At 48.4% G+C, this 17,500-nt stretch carries 19 protein-coding genes; 8 read left to right on the top strand and 11 right to left on the bottom strand.

The features are described 5' to 3' along the window. Window positions 1-7: 7 nt before the first annotated feature. From WG89_RS20810 to WG89_RS20780, 7 genes are all read right to left on the bottom strand, one after another. Complete coding sequence (locus WG89_RS20810; protein WP_153301732.1) at window positions 8-688, bottom strand: hypothetical protein; 681 nt, start codon at window positions 686-688, stop codon at window positions 8-10. A 145-nt stretch (window positions 689-833) separates the two neighbouring features. Continuing rightward, window positions 834-2,039, bottom strand: a complete 1,206-nt coding sequence (locus tag WG89_RS20805) for a protein kinase domain-containing protein (protein ID WP_062269419.1) — start codon at window positions 2,037-2,039, stop codon at window positions 834-836. Window positions 2,040-2,178: 139 nt separating this feature from the next. Continuing rightward, window positions 2,179-3,573 (bottom strand): Si-specific NAD(P)(+) transhydrogenase, encoded by a 1,395-nt coding sequence (gene sthA, locus WG89_RS20800; RefSeq protein WP_062269417.1) that lies wholly within the window; start codon window positions 3,571-3,573, stop codon window positions 2,179-2,181. A gap of 298 nt (window positions 3,574-3,871) precedes the next feature. Beyond that, a complete protein-coding gene (gene nqrM, locus WG89_RS20795; protein ID WP_062269415.1) occupies window positions 3,872-4,117 on the bottom strand; it encodes a (Na+)-NQR maturation NqrM in 246 nt (81 codons plus the stop codon). 70 nt (window positions 4,118-4,187) lie between these two features. Beyond that, window positions 4,188-5,345: an FAD:protein FMN transferase gene (locus tag WG89_RS20790; RefSeq protein ID WP_062269413.1), complete on the bottom strand. Its 1,158-nt coding sequence runs from the start codon at window positions 5,343-5,345 to the stop codon at window positions 4,188-4,190. A 97-nt stretch (window positions 5,346-5,442) separates the two neighbouring features. Continuing rightward, window positions 5,443-6,951, bottom strand: coding sequence for a hypothetical protein (locus tag WG89_RS20785; RefSeq protein WP_062269412.1), 1,509 nt, complete (start codon window positions 6,949-6,951; stop codon window positions 5,443-5,445). Between the two features lie 113 nt (window positions 6,952-7,064). Then, a complete protein-coding gene (locus WG89_RS20780; protein ID WP_062269410.1) occupies window positions 7,065-7,697 on the bottom strand; it encodes a helix-turn-helix domain-containing protein in 633 nt (210 codons plus the stop codon). A gap of 131 nt (window positions 7,698-7,828) precedes the next feature. Between WG89_RS20780 and WG89_RS20775 the strand changes: the two genes are divergently transcribed. From WG89_RS20775 to WG89_RS20745, 7 genes are all read left to right on the top strand, one after another. Further along, the gene (locus WG89_RS20775; protein WP_062269408.1) at window positions 7,829-8,125 is read left to right on the top strand and encodes an ArsR/SmtB family transcription factor; all 297 of its coding nucleotides are present in this window, start codon (window positions 7,829-7,831) and stop codon (window positions 8,123-8,125) included. 84 nt (window positions 8,126-8,209) lie between these two features. Further along, entirely contained in the window at window positions 8,210-8,464 is a 255-nt protein-coding gene (locus WG89_RS20770; protein ID WP_062269406.1) for a rhodanese-like domain-containing protein, read from the top strand. A gap of 20 nt (window positions 8,465-8,484) precedes the next feature. Next, entirely contained in the window at window positions 8,485-8,718 is a 234-nt protein-coding gene (locus WG89_RS20765; protein WP_062269404.1) for a YgaP family membrane protein, read from the top strand. Between the two features lie 299 nt (window positions 8,719-9,017). Then, entirely contained in the window at window positions 9,018-10,394 is a 1,377-nt protein-coding gene (locus WG89_RS20760) for an alanine/glycine:cation symporter family protein (RefSeq protein WP_062269401.1), read from the top strand. A gap of 259 nt (window positions 10,395-10,653) precedes the next feature. Next, entirely contained in the window at window positions 10,654-12,003 is a 1,350-nt protein-coding gene (locus WG89_RS20755) for an NAD(P)-dependent oxidoreductase (RefSeq protein WP_062269399.1), read from the top strand. Window positions 12,004-12,016: 13 nt separating this feature from the next. Beyond that, on the top strand, window positions 12,017-13,240 hold the full coding sequence (gene preA / locus WG89_RS20750; RefSeq protein WP_062269397.1) for an NAD-dependent dihydropyrimidine dehydrogenase subunit PreA: 1,224 nt from the start codon (window positions 12,017-12,019) through the stop codon (window positions 13,238-13,240). Then, on the top strand, window positions 13,241-14,737 hold the full coding sequence (locus WG89_RS20745; RefSeq protein ID WP_062269395.1) for an NCS1 family nucleobase:cation symporter-1: 1,497 nt from the start codon (window positions 13,241-13,243) through the stop codon (window positions 14,735-14,737). Between the two features lie 43 nt (window positions 14,738-14,780). Here WG89_RS20745 and WG89_RS20740 read toward each other — a convergent pair whose 3' ends face one another. The 3 genes from WG89_RS20740 to WG89_RS32980 form a co-directional block, all read right to left on the bottom strand. Continuing rightward, window positions 14,781-15,251 carry a hypothetical protein gene (locus WG89_RS20740; RefSeq protein WP_062269393.1) on the bottom strand — a complete coding sequence of 157 codons (471 nt, stop codon included), beginning with the start codon at window positions 15,249-15,251 and terminating at the stop codon, window positions 14,781-14,783. Window positions 15,252-15,534: 283 nt separating this feature from the next. Beyond that, on the bottom strand, window positions 15,535-15,705 hold the full coding sequence (locus tag WG89_RS31740; RefSeq protein WP_216638530.1) for a hypothetical protein: 171 nt from the start codon (window positions 15,703-15,705) through the stop codon (window positions 15,535-15,537). Between the two features lie 188 nt (window positions 15,706-15,893). Continuing rightward, entirely contained in the window at window positions 15,894-16,019 is a 126-nt protein-coding gene (locus tag WG89_RS32980) for a transposase (protein WP_216638529.1), read from the bottom strand. Window positions 16,020-16,243: 224 nt separating this feature from the next. Between WG89_RS32980 and WG89_RS20735 the strand changes: the two genes are divergently transcribed. Next, window positions 16,244-17,167, top strand: a complete 924-nt coding sequence (locus WG89_RS20735; protein WP_062269391.1) for a hypothetical protein — start codon at window positions 16,244-16,246, stop codon at window positions 17,165-17,167. Between the two features lie 131 nt (window positions 17,168-17,298). Here WG89_RS20735 and WG89_RS20730 read toward each other — a convergent pair. Continuing rightward, window positions 17,299-17,500, bottom strand: a 202-nt coding sequence (locus WG89_RS20730; RefSeq protein ID WP_062260213.1) for a hypothetical protein, incomplete at its 5' end; no start/stop codon positions are given.

The raw sequence follows: 17,500 nt of genomic DNA, 5'->3' as shown, positions 1-17,500 counted from the left end.
CTAACATTCAGTTCGACACTCTATCCAGCTCAAGCTGCCGACCATCCGCCAGATGAAGAGTTACTCTAACTAGCTGGCATTTCCTGTTGCTAAAACGGTAATAGATCGTTAAGTACCCCTGCTCTGCACGACTTGTCGAATAAAGTTGCGCCGAAAAAACAGGCGACCTTTGACTACCAACAAGAATACCCATAGGGTCTATTTGCACGTCTTCATCGACTATTTGATAAGGCGGCTTCAGTAATGTGAAAGGTATTTCAGGATCAACACAGCTGCCATAACCGGTTGGCAATGACGCTACATATCCATATGTCATTCCCACTTCCGGAACTAACGAAGGCCCCCTGAATCCTTGAACCACTATATCCCTGCTTGTTAAACCTGACTGAACATTTGAAATCTGGGATGAGAGATGACTTTGCAGACTTGACGTTATATCACTGGCACAGAAAGCGGACGCCCAGTTTCCACCAGAAAGACTGTATCCGTTATCGGATGTTCTTGAGAAACTGTGCGCAGGGGTTACCAATCTGAGCACATCATTCGTCAGGTCTTCATCACCCACGACAGTTACAGTGTAATGAGTTATGCCCGACTGATTTCGCGATGTAACATCAACCAGCCAGCTTTCGTCACTGCCTGCCAGTCTCGCCTTCCATCGAACCGCATTTGCTGATTGGAGAGACATCGCTCCAAGTATCAATACACTACAAATGCCCCATAAAAGACTCTTGATTGATATTAATGGGACAGGGAGAGTCTTCATAAGATGATATTCCATTCAGTTTAGTGTCTGATGGAGAATCCCAGGTTGTCTCAGTGTAGTGGCTTTCTCAGGAGACGTTATCCTCGCGATAGCTCTGTGCAAGCTGAAGAAGCTGCTGGCGGGTTTCTGTTAATGATAAACGCATTTCGGGTTCATAGTGGGTCAGGCCAATGACCAAAGCTTTGAAAGAGATATGACCCGCCTCCATGGCTCTGTCCAGAAAGTCCTCTTTCTCAATAACATCCATCTTGCTGAATTCGACCAATCGATCAGACACTACCGATGTATCTTGTGATTCACTCCTATGACCCTCTCGGGTGTAATCACCAGGATTAACCCCGGTACTCAAAGCCATAAGAAGAACACCAAAACTCCATAGGTCGATATTAATGCCAGATATGGGATGATCCTTCTTCTGCTTTTCAAGCAACAACTCAGGCGGCATATACAAAGCGGTTCCATAAAACCCGGACAACCCCTGCCTCCCTGTCACTTTCTTCAAACCACCATAATCTAATAGTTTTATATGTTGCCCGGTTGAATCCACATGGATGTTTTCCGGCTTCAAATCTCGATGCACAATATCCAGCCCATGCAGGTGTAACAAGGCTTCCACTATTTGCAGACCGATTTTTACTGTGCATTCGGGCCCCATAGCAATACCAGGAATGACCTTCTTTTTGGTAATAGCATCATAAAGATTAGCGCCATCCAGAAACTCAGTAATAACTGCCACAAGACGGATGTAGCCTATTTCTGAATCAGGCACCTGATCGAGACTTCTTATTGCCCCGTACAAATCTGTTTTCATATTCTGAATCAACAAGGCATGAACTTCCATGAGGTTAGGATGATCAAGACCTAATCCCAACGCTTCACCAGCTTGCTTGGATAAAGCCAGCTTCTGACTCTTGATTAACTTGACAGCAAAAGGATTCTGCTCTGAGTCCTTGTATAAACTCACAGAGCCAAAGTGCCCCTGATCAATCGCACTGTCAGGCTGTAATTTGAAGAGAAGGTTCAAAGCGCTTTCAGGAGAGAAAGCACGGGCACGAGCATCCCAGCCACCCACTGGCTTGAGCTCAGCAGGCTGAACAGGCTCAACGTTTCGACTTAAAACTCTGGCCCCAGACATTGGATCTATAAATTCAGTGACCGGTAAAACTTTAGCAGCGGAAGAAAGCTGGACCTTTGCTTCGGATGAGTCTGTACCGCCCGTAATCTGGGTGCCAGTAACCACGTTTTGTTTTGGAAAACGTATGGCCAGACTCATTCCCTTTACTCCATTTATTCTTTCCCGGGGATTTAGACCCTAAATAGTGAGGAGTATTCAGAACAGAGTGGTCAGTAGAACTAACTGGGAGTGGGGAGAATGCACGTTTATCCAGACCGATAAACGTGCATAGAAGGCTTTAGAACAGACGGTTCAAACCATCCAGAGCCGCCACACGGTAGGCTTCTGCCATGGTGGGGTAGTTGAAGGTGGTGTTCAGGAAATAACGGATATTGTTCGCTTCCCCTTTCTGGGACATAACCGCCTGACCGATGTGCACGATCTCGGAGGCCTGGTCACCAAAGCAGTGAATACCCAAGACTTCACCGGTATCCCGGTGGAACAGGATTTTCAGCATACCCACAGTTTCACCGGTGATTTGCGCTCTGGCCAGTCGTGAGAAGAAAGCTTTACCGACTTCATAAGGAACCGCAGCTGCTGTCAGTTCTTCTTCTGTCTTACCCAGGGAACTGATTTCCGGAATGGTGTAGATACCGGTAGGTACTTCGTTCACGAAACGCCACTGGCCAGTATTTTCCATGTTACCTGAGGCTGAACGCCCCTGGTCATAGGCAGCACTGGCAAGGCTAGGCCAGCCAATAACATCACCTGCTGCATAGATATGTTCAATTTCGGTCTGGTAGTTTTCGTTCACCGACAGCTGTCCACGACTGTTTGGTTTCAGGCCAATCAGCTCCAGACCCATATCCTGAGTATTACCGGTACGACCGTTAGCCCAAAGCAGAATGTCGGCCTTCAGCTTCTTGCCGGACTTCATGTGCATCACCACGCCGTCTTCCAGAGTTTCCACCTTCTGGTACTCTTCATTGTGACGGATGATTACGTTCATCTTACGCAGCTGGTAACCCAGAGCATCAGAAATCTCCTTATCCAGGAAGGACAGCAGACGATCACGAGTGTCCACCAGATCCACCAGCACACCCAGGCCTGAGAAAATAGAAGCATACTCAGAACCAATTACACCAGCTCCGTAGATAATCATCCGGCGCGGTGTTGTGGTCAGCTGGAGAATAGAATCACTGTCGTAAACTCTGGTGTGACGGAAGTTAACATCCGCAGGCTGGTAAGGACGGGAACCGGTGGCGATCAGGACATTAGCGCCATGAAGCTTTTCGACATGGCCGTTTTCCTGTTGAACTTCTACGGTGTGCTCATCAACAAAGGAAGCGTGTCCGAAGTAAAGGTCTATGCGATTGCGGGCATAATACATGGTGCGAGACTGCACCTGCTTTTGAATGACTCGCTCAGCGGTTTTTAATACCTTTGGGAAGCTGAACCAGCGGGGTTCACCGATCTCACGGAACATGGGATTGGTGTTAAAGTCCATGATCTGTTTGACGGAATGTCTCAGAGCCTTGGAAGGTATGGTACCCAGGTGGGTACAGTTTCCGCCCACAAAAGCATTTTGCTCAACAACAGCAACTTTCTTGCCCAGCTTGACAGCATTCATTGCTGCCCCTTCGCCAGCCGGTCCGGAACCCAGCACAACCAGGTCGTAGTGACTTACGCCCATCCTTTAACCCCTCAAAGCGGTCCAGGTAGCATTGCAACAGGTCTCGATCTGCGTAAGCAGAGATCCACGATACTGCAACGCTTCCTTTTCATTCTTAATCTTTTTAAACAATTAGTACAACGACGATCGGTCATCTGTACTCGGAAACTCCGGTTTTGCCGGATGTTATTATCTGTCAGGCACCAGTCCAAAGAATCAGGACTCGTCAGGAACCGCTTTCAGGCAATGCTGGAGCAGTTAACTATTGTCTCTGAGAGCTTCCTGATTTTTATTCATCAGAAAGCTCATCTGAAGCCTTTCAGGCTTTCTTTACAGCCTTGTCGGCTGCGGCATCGTAAAACAGATGATCCATATTCTGGTGCTGGCCTTCCGAGAAAGGATCTGTTTTGTCACCACCGCCACAGATCATGCAGCCGTCTTTCAGGCCCAGGGTGCTCAAACCACCGCAGGAACCCTTGATCGGCTTGTTGGCAATAATTACGCCAATGGCCATCAAGGCTATTATTCCCAGAAAGGCTCCAAAGGTAATCAGCATCAGTGTCATGATATTGCCCTCCTGACTATATGCCTAGAATAAGAACGCTGTCGTTTGCTATCAACAAAACGTTCATCATTTAATTCTGTTTCGACAAATAAGGTTTGAAAGCATCACTATTGACGGTATCAAACCCCTTATCTGTATGATAGGTGAAATGGGCGGCGATTCCTTCCCTGTTCGCCAGTTTCAGGCCTTCTTCGTCACCTAAAACCATGAACATGGTCGCCAGAGCATCTGCTTCTGCCACATTATCATGAATGACCGCTACTTCTGCCAGACGACCCATTTCCGGGTGACCGGTTTTGGGGTTAATCGTGTGGGAGTACTTATGACCATCCACTTCGAAATAATTCAGGTAGTCACCGGAAGTGGCCAGCGCCTTGTTTTCCAGTGCAACAATCAGTGCCGGCTGGTTTCCTGACATGGCCGGGCCACGAATACCCAGTTTCCAGGGTGTGCCACTTGGCTTGTCAGCACCGACCTTAACCTCGCCACCAATTTCCACCATGTAGCTTTTGATACCTTCGGATTCCAGCAGGTAAGCCACTTTGTCTACGCCATAGCCTTTAGCAATGGAACTGAGATCAACAAATACGTCTTTGGTGCGGGTTAGCGTGTCGTTACGGGTATCAGCAATTACCGCCTGGTAACCCACTTTCGCCCTGGCTTCAGCTACGGCTTCTTCAGAAGGCAGTTCAGCGGGATAGTTCTTCAACATCCACTCGACAAACTCCGGAGCTTTCTCGTCATCGGAGCTGGAAGCTTCGGCACTGCTTTCAACAGGCTGTTTGTTTGCGTCAGCAGGACCAAACCCCCAAAGGTTTACCAGTGGTCCTATGGTGACATCGTAAGCACCATCCGACATACGGGAAATAACAAGGCTTCTGTCTACAAGGTCCACCAGCTCATCGGAAGCCTTGAAAGGCTTGCCAATCTCAGAGCGATTGAATTGCATCAGTTCGGATTCATTACGGTAGGTAGACATGCTGTCATTGACAGCTTCCAGCAGGGTATCCACCTGCTTTTTAACATCATCCGCAGAGTGGGAAAAAGGCGTTGCTGCATAGGTGATGCTGTAGGTAGTGCCCATGGTTTCGCCCTGTATATGCTTCAGGGTCGGGCGCAAAGACATCGCATAAAAGCCTGCGGCCAGCAGGATTAAGCCGATCACCAGTGACCGCTTGTAGGATTTGGACAACAACCTGTACTCTCCCGTAGAAGCTGGAAATGCCATCCTGACACTTCCAGGGTTCGTTCAAGGGCGCAGAGTGTACCACCGAGAGAGGTAGATCGTCATCCGTACAGAACACGAGTTCTATATTCACTTTGACTTAGAGTTCATCCTTAAAGACAGGGAGATTCGGATTTACCGCTCCCTGATCATCCACCACCTGTGTGGTAAAGGAATGGAAATAATTCAACCCGGTTAATGGATAGTTCAGCCCCTCCATCTTGTCGGGACGGGTGTATTTTGCAGAAGCTTTTTCCCATCTGCAGTGTTTAGGCTCTATCCAGGCCCCTTTCTTCCAGGCTTCTCCTGCGTTCAGGCCGGTATCACATTGGTAGACGTACTGCCCAAAACCTTCAAAGTCCCCTTCTGCAGAAAAGATAATGCCCTTTTTCATACTGATCATATGGTGATGGGCATAGCGTTTTTCGTCACCTTCTGCTGGCAGGAGATCTGCATCATCCTGAATGTCATGACTGACTCTGAACGTTTTAGGGTAACCATCTTCAAGCAGGCGGGGCTCTTTACCGTCGAGTACTTTTGAGCTTACCGCTTTCCCCCAGGCACCTATATAAAGCATGCTCACTGGCTCAACAGGGTATCGAACCACTACCAGCTGGTGATGCTTACCCCTGAGAACCACTGCACGGGTGTAAGGGTCAACATTGAGGCCACTGAAATCACCTCTTAAAGAGGTATTATCACCCACGACGTGGGTCTCTCCTTCATCAGACACCGCTGTTCCAAAGCTGGTTTCACCGTATTGCACCAGACCGTCGCCTTTATCATTGATCGCTTCGTCTTTTATATCTTCCCAGCGACTGGCGGGTTTTCCGTCTTTGAGGGATACACTTTGCAAAAGGGCTCTGGAGTAGTAACTCTTCTTTTTCTTCAGGTTTCTTTCCATCACACCCAACACATGAAAAGTTCCGGTCTTATCCTGATAGATATCCAGCCCGGTCATGGGTTTGGAATGATCAACCCCATCTCTGCCATCGCCCATTGAAAGATAAGTTTTGTTGCTCCAACCCTTAACAGTCACTAATGCCTTTTTATCTAGATCAATAATAAATAGATGGCCATGTTGAGCGGCGAACAGCCAGTTCTGGTTATGAAGCTCGTTAAACCTGGGACTGTGAGCCAGAAATATTGGCGAGTTGGCATAGGATAAATTCAGATATCCAAAATCAGGTGAAGGCGAAACTACTCTGGAAACTTTGTTATCAGACGAGCCAAAATAGACATAACCATTCGAGCACCCAAAAGCAAACTGGTTATCCCCCAGAGGCTGGTGAAATGCACTCAAGCTGTGTTGGTGCGCCACATGTTCATTAAGAATGGGGAGCCAGAGGGTATATTCATTCATCAAACAGCCAGGCAGGTTGCCGTTAAAAACGGTTTTCCACTCTTTACTGTCCTTACTGCTTTCAACAACCACCGCATTGCCATCCGAGCTCACGGCACCCAGCTGATGAACAAACTGGTCTTTTGCCCCGGAATCCAGAGACAAAAACAGAGCCGTAGAGGAAAACAACAGCGCTTTACTGATCCGAATCATTTCTATCTCCACATCTATAAAGAAGGTAGAAACCAGACACAGAGGATGAGTCAAACAGATCCTGATGACTGGCCTATCAAGATTTTGACTCGATAACCCGGTAAGGGTTCAATGAAACAGACAAGAGTAGACTGCAAGGGCGGGAAATGCCCTGCAAGGTAGGTGTATCAGGCAGTAACCCAGAGAATTACCGCATCTTCCTCACTGAGGGAAACCAGGGCATGGCCCATTTCTGCATCGTAATAGGCGCTGTCACCCTCTTCCAGTTCTACGGGTTGATAGAACTCGGTGTACAGCATGATTTTGCCGCTGAGTACCAGCAGAAATTCTTCGCCTTCATGCCTAACCCAATCCTGATAATCCTCAAACGAGCGGGCACAAACCGTTGTTCTATAGGGCACCATCTTTTTACCCGACAACTCTGTCGCCAGCAACTCATGCTCATAGGTTGTCGTTGGATGCAGTCGCCCCTGCCCGTTGCGGGTAATATCACGGCGCCCACTGGCGGCCTTCTTTTCTATAGGTTGGGAGAACAACTGGGGAATATCGATACCCAGGCCATTCACCAGCTTGGTCACAGCGGTAAAGGTAGGGGAAATCTGCTCGTTTTCTATCTTGGACAGAGTGGATCGCGCCAGTCCGGTTTTCTGGCTGGCTTCTTCCAGTGTCAGGTTCAGGCTCAGTCTGATCTCCCGAACTCTCTGACCCAGCTGAAGAGGTTCAACGGCTGCCTCGCGGTGGCTGCGGGTGATAACAACCGACTGCTGTTCCTTCTTTAAAAAGTGTGCCTGATCTGACATTTATAATTATCTCGACATCCTGATGCCCTCGATACTATCTAAGCACCTTCTAAAAAGAAAGGTTTCCAATGTTCACTGTCTGTTGACTCAAACTGTTTGCCCTATACATTAGAAATAACTAATATACAGTCATGAAAGATTTAGAAACCTTGCAGGCCAATGCCCACGAAGCCGCCAAGCTACTCAAAGTTCTGGCTAACCCTAACCGGCTAATGACGGTCTGCATGTTGTTGGAGGAAGAGCTCTCAGTGGGAGAGCTCAACCAAAGGTTACCGCTGTCACAGTCCGCGCTCTCCCAGCATCTAGCTGTTCTGAGAGAAGAAGGACTGGTAGCAACCCGAAAAGAGGCACAAGTCGTTTATTACCGTCTGGCCCGACCTGAAGCTCGTAAAATATTGGCAGCACTTTACGAAATATATTGCCAGTAACCACAGAAAGACCCATCGGGGTCTTTTTAAAGGCTTGTTATATTAGATTATTCTAAATTAGATATTCCTTATAGGAGAAACACCTTGTCTGTAAACTGGATTTCACCGAAACAATTTTCTGAACTGAAAGACGACATTCTCTGTCTGGATATCCGCAGTGAGCAGGAACACCTGCAATCCCACATACCGGGCAGCTGTCTGGTAGGTCAGCACAATATTGCTCTAGTGCCTAACGAGTCACTGTTGATCTACTGCCAGAGCGGTATTCGAACAGAAATGCTGAGCAAAACCCTGGAGGCCAGAATAAAAAGAACATTTTTCTGCTTGAAGGGGGGCTGAATGCCTGGAATGCTCAGGGCATGGATGTACAGGGCACGCAGAGCCCGGGAATGCCTCTGCAGAGACAGGTTCATCTGATTGCCGGATTACTGATTCTTACTTTCACCCTGCTCAGTTTCACCGTTAGCCCCCTGTTTATGGCAGGACTCCTGATCATCGGGAGTGGATTGACTCTGGCCGGTCTGACCGGTTTCTGTGGTATGGCAAAACTGTTGGCTCTGGCTCCGTGGAACCAGGTACAATCCAAAACCTGACCTTACGCCCACCTAAATTCCAATAAAAATCTCTGAAGACGGTATTTCTACAGCACTAAAGCTATAAAAAGGGTCAGAAATACCGGAAATTCTTCCACCAAAAGTTTCCAATATTACACATTCAGCGTTGTATTTAAGTCTTCAATTCATTAAATTAGGCGTACCGTCAGGATAAGAAACTTTAAAACTGACCATCCTGGCTGCTGACCATCTGACTGCACAGACACAGTTTGTGTCTCATAAAAAAACTGCCAAATAACAATAAGAAAACAACAATTAGCGTGGAGTGAAGTTTCAATATGGAAACACTGACCGATATCATCGGCGCTATCAATGGCGTCGTATGGGGACCCATGATGCTGGTCCTCATTCTGGGGGTAGGACTCTTCCTGATGCTGGGCCTGAAATTGATGCCTATCCTCAAGCTGGGCACCGGCTTCAAGCTGCTCTGGCAAGGCCGCAATTCCGGCGATAAAAACTCTGGTGAAATCTCTCCCTTTCAAGCTCTGATGACCGCTCTTTCTGCCACTATCGGTACCGGTAATATTGCCGGTGTCGCAACAGCAGTATTCATGGGTGGACCCGGAGCACTTTTCTGGATGTGGTGTACCGCTCTTGTCGGTATGGCGACCAAATTCTCTGAAGCTGTCCTGGCTGTTAAGTACCGTGAAGTGGATGAAAATGGCAACCACTACGGTGGCCCGATGTACTACATCAAGAACGGTCTGGGCTCACGCTGGGCATGGCTGGGCACAACCTTCGCTATTTTCGGCGCCATTGCCGGCTTCGGTATTGGTAACACGGTTCAGTCCAACTCTGTAGCTGACGTTCTGCACAGTAACTTCAACCTGCCTCCAATCGTCACCGGTTTTGCTCTGATGTTCCTGGTGGGCGCAGTTCTGATCGGTGGCATCCGTCGTATCGGTGCGGTCGCCAGTACTCTGGTTCCCCTGATGGCCATCGCCTACCTGGTTGCAGGTCTGGTGGTTCTGGCTATCAATGCTGACCAGATTCCGGCAGCACTGAGCCTGGTCTTCACTCACGCCTTTACCCCTACTGCTGCTACCGGCGGCTTTGCGGGTGCTGCTGTATGGGCTGCTATCCGCTTTGGTGTGGCTCGTGGTGTCTTCTCTAACGAAGCCGGCCTGGGTTCTGCTCCTATCGCTCATGCTGCAGCCAGAACCAATGATCCCGTTCGTCAGGGTCTGGTGGCAATGCTGGGTACTTTCCTGGATACCATTGTCGTCTGCTCCATTACCGGTCTGGTTATCATTACTTCTGGTGCCTGGACTTCCGGAGCTACCGGTGCTGCGCTAACTTCTGCCGCATTCGCTGATGCCCTGCCAGGCGTAGGTAACTATCTGGTAGCTATCTCTCTGGCTATATTTGCTTTCACTACCATTTTGGGCTGGAGCTTCTATGGCGAGCGCTGTGTCGTTTACCTCATGGGTCCAAGAGCAGTAAAAGCTTACCGTTTCCTGTGGATTATTGCGGTTCCTGTTGGTGCCACCGTCAGCCTGGACTTCATCTGGCTGGTAGCTGACACCCTGAACGCCATGATGGCTATTCCTAACCTGATTGCTCTGGCTCTGCTGAGCCCTGTGGTATTCAAGCTGGTGCGTGAATACTTCAACAGGCAGGCCGAAGCTGAACAGGCAAAGCCAGTAACTGACTGATCACTCTCGCAGAATGAGCCAGAGATAAAGCTGGCCATTTCTACACTAAGGCATAAACAGCACTTAACTGTTTATGCCTTTTTTCTTCAAAGCTCCCCCTCTTTCCTTTATCCGCTTCCAAGCCTGCCAGATTTGCATATATTCCAGATCAATCATGGCGGATCAGGTTCTCTCTCAAAAAAGCTAAACCCTACCCTCCTGTCACTGCTACTTTTTTATCACCGCCATTTGTTTCAGTTATCGGTCAGGAGTCGCTTTTATGGCCAGTGAAGGTGTAAGAAACCACCGAATGCCTGACAAGGAGTATCAGGATAACTTTTCTGATATCAAACCTGCGTTTACACCTAAGCAGGCTCATATTGAAGCCAGTCGCTGCCTGTATTGTCATGACGCACCCTGCATTTCTGCCTGCCCTACCGGCATCAATATTCCGTCGTTTATCAACCGTATTGCCTCGAGCAATGACCCTGGCGCTGCCCAGGTCATTCTGGAAGCCAATATTCTCGGCGGCAGTTGTGCCAGAGTCTGTCCCACAGAAGTCCTGTGTGAACAGGCCTGTGTAAGAAACCACCCTCCAGAATGCCAGCCTGTGATGATAGGTCGTTTACAAAGGCACGCCATCGAGCATCGGCAGAAAGCCCCCCACCCGTTTAGTCGGTCAGAAAGAACCGGCCGAAACATTGCGGTGGTAGGTGCAGGTCCGGCAGGCCTCGCCTGTGCACACAAGCTTGCCAGGCAAGGGCATAACATCACCCTGTTCGATGCCCATAGCAAACCCGGAGGGCTGAACGAGTACGGCATTGCTGCCTACAAACTGGTGGACAACTATGCGCAGCAGGAAATCAGTTTCATATTGGAAATCGGTGGAATCACGCTGGAGACAGGCCGCAGGCTGAATCTCGATCATCAACTTGCTGACCTGGCCATTCAGTATGATGCCGTGTTCCTGGGCATTGGACTGGGATTAACAAAAACACTGGGACTGCCCGAAGAACAGTGCGAAGGGGTTCAGGATGCCTTAGAGGCCATAGAAGCTATCCGACAGACTCGAAATCTATCTGAATTACCTGTGAGTTCAAAGGTGGTCGTCATAGGAGGTGGCAATACCGCCATTGATGTAGCCTGCCAATTGAGACGACTGGGTGCAGAGGAAGTCACCATTGCTTATCGAAGGGGTTTTCAGGCTATGTCCGCTACCCGGCATGAACAGTTGTTTGCCAGGGAAAACGGGGTACGCATTCTGCCCTGGCTGAAGCCCATAGGCTTTGAGACCCAGGCCGGACACTTAAAAGGCGTTCGTTTTGTTAAAACAACTGAGGACAATACAGGGCAGCTGATCGATACCAATGAGCAAGTTTTTATTCCCGCAGAAAGAACATACAAGGCCATTGGACAATCATTGAGCGCGGAGTGCTTTTCGTCTTGCCAGCTCGCTCAAAGCCGGAATGGAAAAATCAGGGTAGATGATCATTTCAGAACTTCCATGAACAATGTCTGGGCTGGGGGTGACTGCGTCGACAAGGGGGAAGACCTGACCGTCCATGCAGTACAACATGGCAAACTGGCCGCTGAAGCAATCCACCAGTTCCTGCAACAGCTTGAAGTATAGGCAGTAGAAGGCAATGGCAGACCTTAGCACCGAGTTTCTCGGAATTCAGTCCCCCAACCCTTTCTGGCTGGCTTCAGCCCCGCCCACGGACAAGGCTTACAATATTTACCGGGCATTTTCTGCAGGCTGGGGTGGCGCAGTCTGGAAAACACTGGGCGAAGACCCGGCACCCGTCAATGTCTGCTCAAGATACTCGGCCCATCGTGACACTCACGGTCGCATACTGGGTATTAACAACATCGAACTGATCTCTGACCGGCCATTACAGATTAATCTTGATGAAATTGCTCAGACCAAAAAGGACTGGCCTGACAGAGCTTTGATTGTTTCTTTAATGGTGCCCTGTGAAGAAGAGAGCTGGAAACGAATTCTCCAACAGGTTGAAGCGACGGGTTGCGATGGTGTCGAACTTAACTTCGGTTGCCCCCACGGTATGCCGGAGTTAGGTATGGGAGCTGCTGTAGGGCAAGTACCTGCGCTCATTACCAAGGTAACTCAATGGTGCAAAAAACATACACGACTTCCGGTTATTGTAAAACTGACGCCTAATGTTACCGATATTGTTCAGACTGCTCATGCTGCCAAAACGGGTGGAGCAGACGCTGTTTCTCTCATCAATACCATTAACTCCATCACCGGCATCAATCTCGATACGATGGTGGGCTATCCATCGGTGGCCAATCATTACACCAGCGGTGGGTATTGCGGAGAGGCCGTAAAACCCATTGCCCTGAATATGGTGGGTCAACTGGCACGGCATGATGAAACAGCCAGTCTGACTGTTTCCGCCATTGGCGGTATTACCACCTGGAAGGATGCCGCGGAATTCCTGTCACTGGGAGCAACCACCCTGCAGGTATGCACAGCAGTGATGCTTAACGGATTTAAAATCATTGATGATCTGGCAGACGGACTTTCCAGATGGATGGATCAAAAAGGATACCGGAATTTAGCCGAATTCAGAGGCGCTGCGGTTCCCAGCCTCACCGACTGGAAAAAACTCGATCAGACCTATAAAAGCATCGCTCATATTGATCAGAACACATGCATACAATGCGGCCGCTGTTTTGCCGCCTGCGAAGACACAGAGCATCAAGCAATATCTTTCTCATCGAATGACGATACTGATCGAAAGTTCGAAGTCATTCCCGGGGAATGCGTGGGGTGCAACCTTTGTCAAATAACCTGCCCGGTTGACGGTTGCATCACTATGGTCAATCAGGATACTGAGGCATAAATCGTGAAAGAGCACTCATGCATCATTGAACACAAGGGCACTTTTGAACTGGAAGCAGGCAAGGATTTACACGCCAGCAAACTGTACAACAGTGACATAGCACCGACCCGACTCTCTCAAAGAACCTGGGAAACAAGACACTTTGCTTTCCTGTGGGTGGGTATTGCGGTGTGTGTGCCGACCTATACCGTAGGCGGAGTGCTGACCACATACTTTGGCCTTTCCGTGACCGAGGCCATTCTGACCGTTTTACTGGCCAATATCCTGGTACTGGTACCTCTCTGCCTGAATGCTTTTCCGGGAACCAAATACGGCATTCCCTTTCCGGTGCTGGCACGTTCCAGCTTTGGCACACTGGGTTCCAATTTACCCTGTCTGGTCAGGGCCATGATCGCGTGTGGCTGGTTCGGTATTCAAACGCTTTTTGGCGGACTGGCCGTTCACCTTTTGTTCTCAAGCCTCTCCGATCCGTGGGCCCGCCTGGGCTCTGTTGGAGAAGTACTGGGCTTTTTCCTTTTCATGATCCTGAATCTGGCCATCGTTATCCGGGGATCAAACGCCATAAAAACGCTGGAAGCCCTCTCTGCGCCCTTGCTCCTCACCGTTGCCGTGGGCCTCATTTTCTGGTCTTTTCCAAAGGTAGACTTTAACTCAATACTGTCAGAGCCTCCCAGTCGTCCTGAAGGAACATCGGTCTGGCCCTATTTTTTCTCAGGGCTTACCGCAATGGTGGGATTCTGGGCGACCCTGTCCCTTAACATTTCTGACTTCAGTCGGTTTGCCCGATCCCAGAAAGATCAGGTCGTTGGACAGATTATCGGCCTGCCTTTAACCATGTGCCTTTTTGCTTCGCTCGGGGTGATCATGACTGCCGCCTCTCCCGACCTTGTAGGAGAAAGCATCTCTGACCCCATTCATCTTATTGGCAAAATAGACCAGCCTTTCTGGGTTGCCCTGTCCATGCTGGTCATCATTATCGCAACCGTCTCAACCAATACCGCAGCCAATATTGTTTCGCCGACCAATGATTTTCAGAACCTCTCCCCCCGATGGATCAACCAGACCCGGGGTGTATTACTGACAGGAGCCATCGGATTATCTCTGGTCGCCTGGGAGTTGTTAAAAAAGCTGGGCCTGCTTGATACCCAACTGTCGGTAGAGAACCTCTTCAGCAGCTGGCTATTAGGGTATTCCGGACTGATAGGTCCTATTGCCGGTATTATGATGGTTGATTACTTTCTGATTAAACGACAACGTCTTAACCTGATTGATCTCTACACCCTGAAGGGAGAATATCCTGCTGTTAACCGATGGGGCATCTTGGCCTTTCTGATACCGGCAACACTGGCTATTCTGAGTCTTTTGATGGGGTCATTAACCTGGCTGAACGACTACAGCTGGTTTGCGGGTACGGCTCTTGGCGGTGGACTTTATTATACCTTCAACCGTCTGCGTCCAGTCACTCAAAGAAGCACAGTCAGTTCACCACAGCTTTGAAACGCTCTAATAAAGAGTTCATTCTATTGTGCCTGGAAAGGATTTAATAACTGGGTGGAGAATATTCAGTCCCCAGATAACTTCTGTATCGACAGGTATTTCTCCCGCTCTGCCCCTCTATCTTTGGTAGATCCTGCAAATCTTCCGGGGTAAGACAATCTTCTTCATAACAGGCCTCATAGACTCCCAGCGAAGCTCCATACAGTCCACCCACTACAGAAGCAGGAACAGCAGGAACAAAAGCAATCTTCTCACCCACATAAGTAAGGTTCTCGGGTGATAAAAAACGAATGGCTCTGGCAGCCAGTGATTTCTCCGGGGGCTTTGATGCAGCTTCGGGAAAAGCCTTATGGATCCCCCCAATCAATAGTCGACTCAGTTTATCGCCCAGTTTGTTGCCCAAAGCTGTCACATATCGCCCGAAAGCATCCGCCTTTCTCACAGCAGAGCTCACGACAGTATAAATCGTTTCAAAAACGGCCTCTTTGGAAACTGTTGGCAGCTGGAATTTCATAAACTCACCCCCGTGGATTTCCCCCTTTGTTCAACAGGAATGTCCTGTTTAATGCCCCGTTTATTTAAATGAATAACCGGTTCACAAACCATTATGGAACAGCCCACCGTTTTAATCCCTAACCAGTCTGTAAGAGATATTAACTTGCCAAAATGACTTGTCAGTCATCCTGGGAATTGAACCATCATTAAGAGTGTGAATTTACATTTTTTAAATAACTGATTTTTTCATTTAATCTTATGGCCAGCCTCTGGCAATAAGGCTCTTAATGGATTCCGGTGAACTATCCAAACAGCACCTCCAGAAGACCGGTTAGAGCCGCTTTCCCGCGCTTCTTGATATTGTGCAGGCACTCGAAGAAACCCAAATACAGCGGTAACTTCTCTTGTGATATACCCCGATGAGGACGCAACCAGGAACGCAACAGCGACCAGAGCCCCTCCATTGTATTCACATGAACCTCATGAAAACCGTCGCCGTCCTCATCTCGTGTATATTCACCAGCTCCATGGCAGACAGATTTATGGCCATAACCTCATTCTGTTTCACCGCTGTGGACCACCTCAGGGGGCTTATCGTATACGGACTGTCTGAGTTGCCGAGTCATTTTTTACAAAAATATCGCTGCCTGTCAGTCTGTGGCTAGTCCTTGCCTTGGCGGGTTATGTCTGAGCTAGCACAGTGTACGCATTTCACCCCCTCAGGCCAGCGAATCTGGCGTATCTTTTCAAAGCACTTGGCGTTGTCGAGGAGGTCATAAAGTTTCATGACGCTTTTGTACAAAAAAACGTCTTCTATTCATAGTCAAATATATCCTCCTGTTTCCAGCTCCCCGTAACCCATTAAGAATCTAAAAGAATATTGGCAGGGATTCTTGCAAAAAGGGAGGGAGGTCGAATTGCGATGCGTGTGTGGCTGGTCGGGAGATTCATGAAAAATATAAAAACCATATTCACAATCTGGGATATTCTTAACGACAGTTTTAAGAGAAAATGAAAGGTTATCGTGTGTTTATAAGAGTCATAGTCTTTCTGATTACGTTATCAGTATCTTCGGTTTTTGCAGTGTCACAGACTTTTACTCAATGCAGATTGGCTTTGCATGACTCCTTATTACTCACTGAAGTTTGCACATTAGTTGACAGTTATCTGGCGCGTCAGGGCTTGGATTCGACTCGAGAATCTGTTGCCGGTTACAGTGTTTATGGAAAATATCGTTTATATAGGAATATAACTCAGGTTGAAGCAAGACGGAATGATTTTAGATTCCGCTATCATGGTAGTGCGCAAGCATTATGGCGCCTTCAAGCAGGAGATAGCTCAAGTTTTTTGAGAGGGGTCATCCAACAGGACGTAGAGGAAGAAACTAGAAATGGAATCTTTCAGATGGAAAGTGACATGCGACTTGAGAGTGCGGCTTTCTTGGCCTACTTGTATACAGTTACTCTTCCTGAGGGTGGTGTTGATAGATATACTTGGACTGTTTATCCTGAACCTTCAAATAGGCTGGGTATTTACGCTAGCTGCTTTGTAGGTCAAGTAGTTAATTTGATGACGCCTGATTGCGTGATTGCAAACCCTGCGCAGCCTACTGATGCTCAATTGGAATCTTTGACGAATGAGCGGACAGCGATTCTGCAAAGTCTGGATCAAAGGCCTGTAAGTAAAATTAGTATGGGGACGATAAATCAAAAAAGCGTCACTCGAGTCATTCGTTGTCAAGACTTTCAGACGCTTAACTCTACACCATTGGCTCTGGTTTGCCCCTACATTAGTACCGAGAATGAAAGAGATTCGGAAATGGTAAATTATAGGGATGGGAGGGCGCTGCTCAAAAGAGCTATTCGTGAAAAAATGAATCTTAATCCAGGTATTAAGACGTTGTTTAGGGCGTTGCTTGAGACTGCCTCATTCTGAAGGTGTCGAGGCGATGCAAAATTTGATTGCACATTGCCTGAGTAAAAAGAGCTCTCTCCAGGGCAAAAACATGAACACACATTGAAAGTATTTTCCAATCCTGAAATGAGCCTGAAGGCAGGTACTACTACCTAACCCTCGGCTTGTCGCTCATGAACTAATTGAAACAGGATTTCTCTGGCTTGTTGCAGCTTTCTGGCCGCTTCATTATCGGTCATGGCTTCCGCTTTGTCCTTTAGTTGGTCCAGTGTAATCCCTTCTTTCAGGTACTGTTCTGGTTCCTTCAGTGACAGGAACTTTTCGTAAGGGGTCATCATGTTTTCATAGCGGTAC

Origin of the sequence: Endozoicomonas arenosclerae, assembly GCF_001562015.1 — a bacterium.
GTDB classification, from domain to species: Bacteria; Pseudomonadota; Gammaproteobacteria; order Pseudomonadales; family Endozoicomonadaceae; genus Endozoicomonas_A; species Endozoicomonas_A arenosclerae.
The sequence above is the reverse complement of the archived record's forward strand: the minus strand, read 5'-3'. Positions and strand labels throughout refer to the sequence as shown.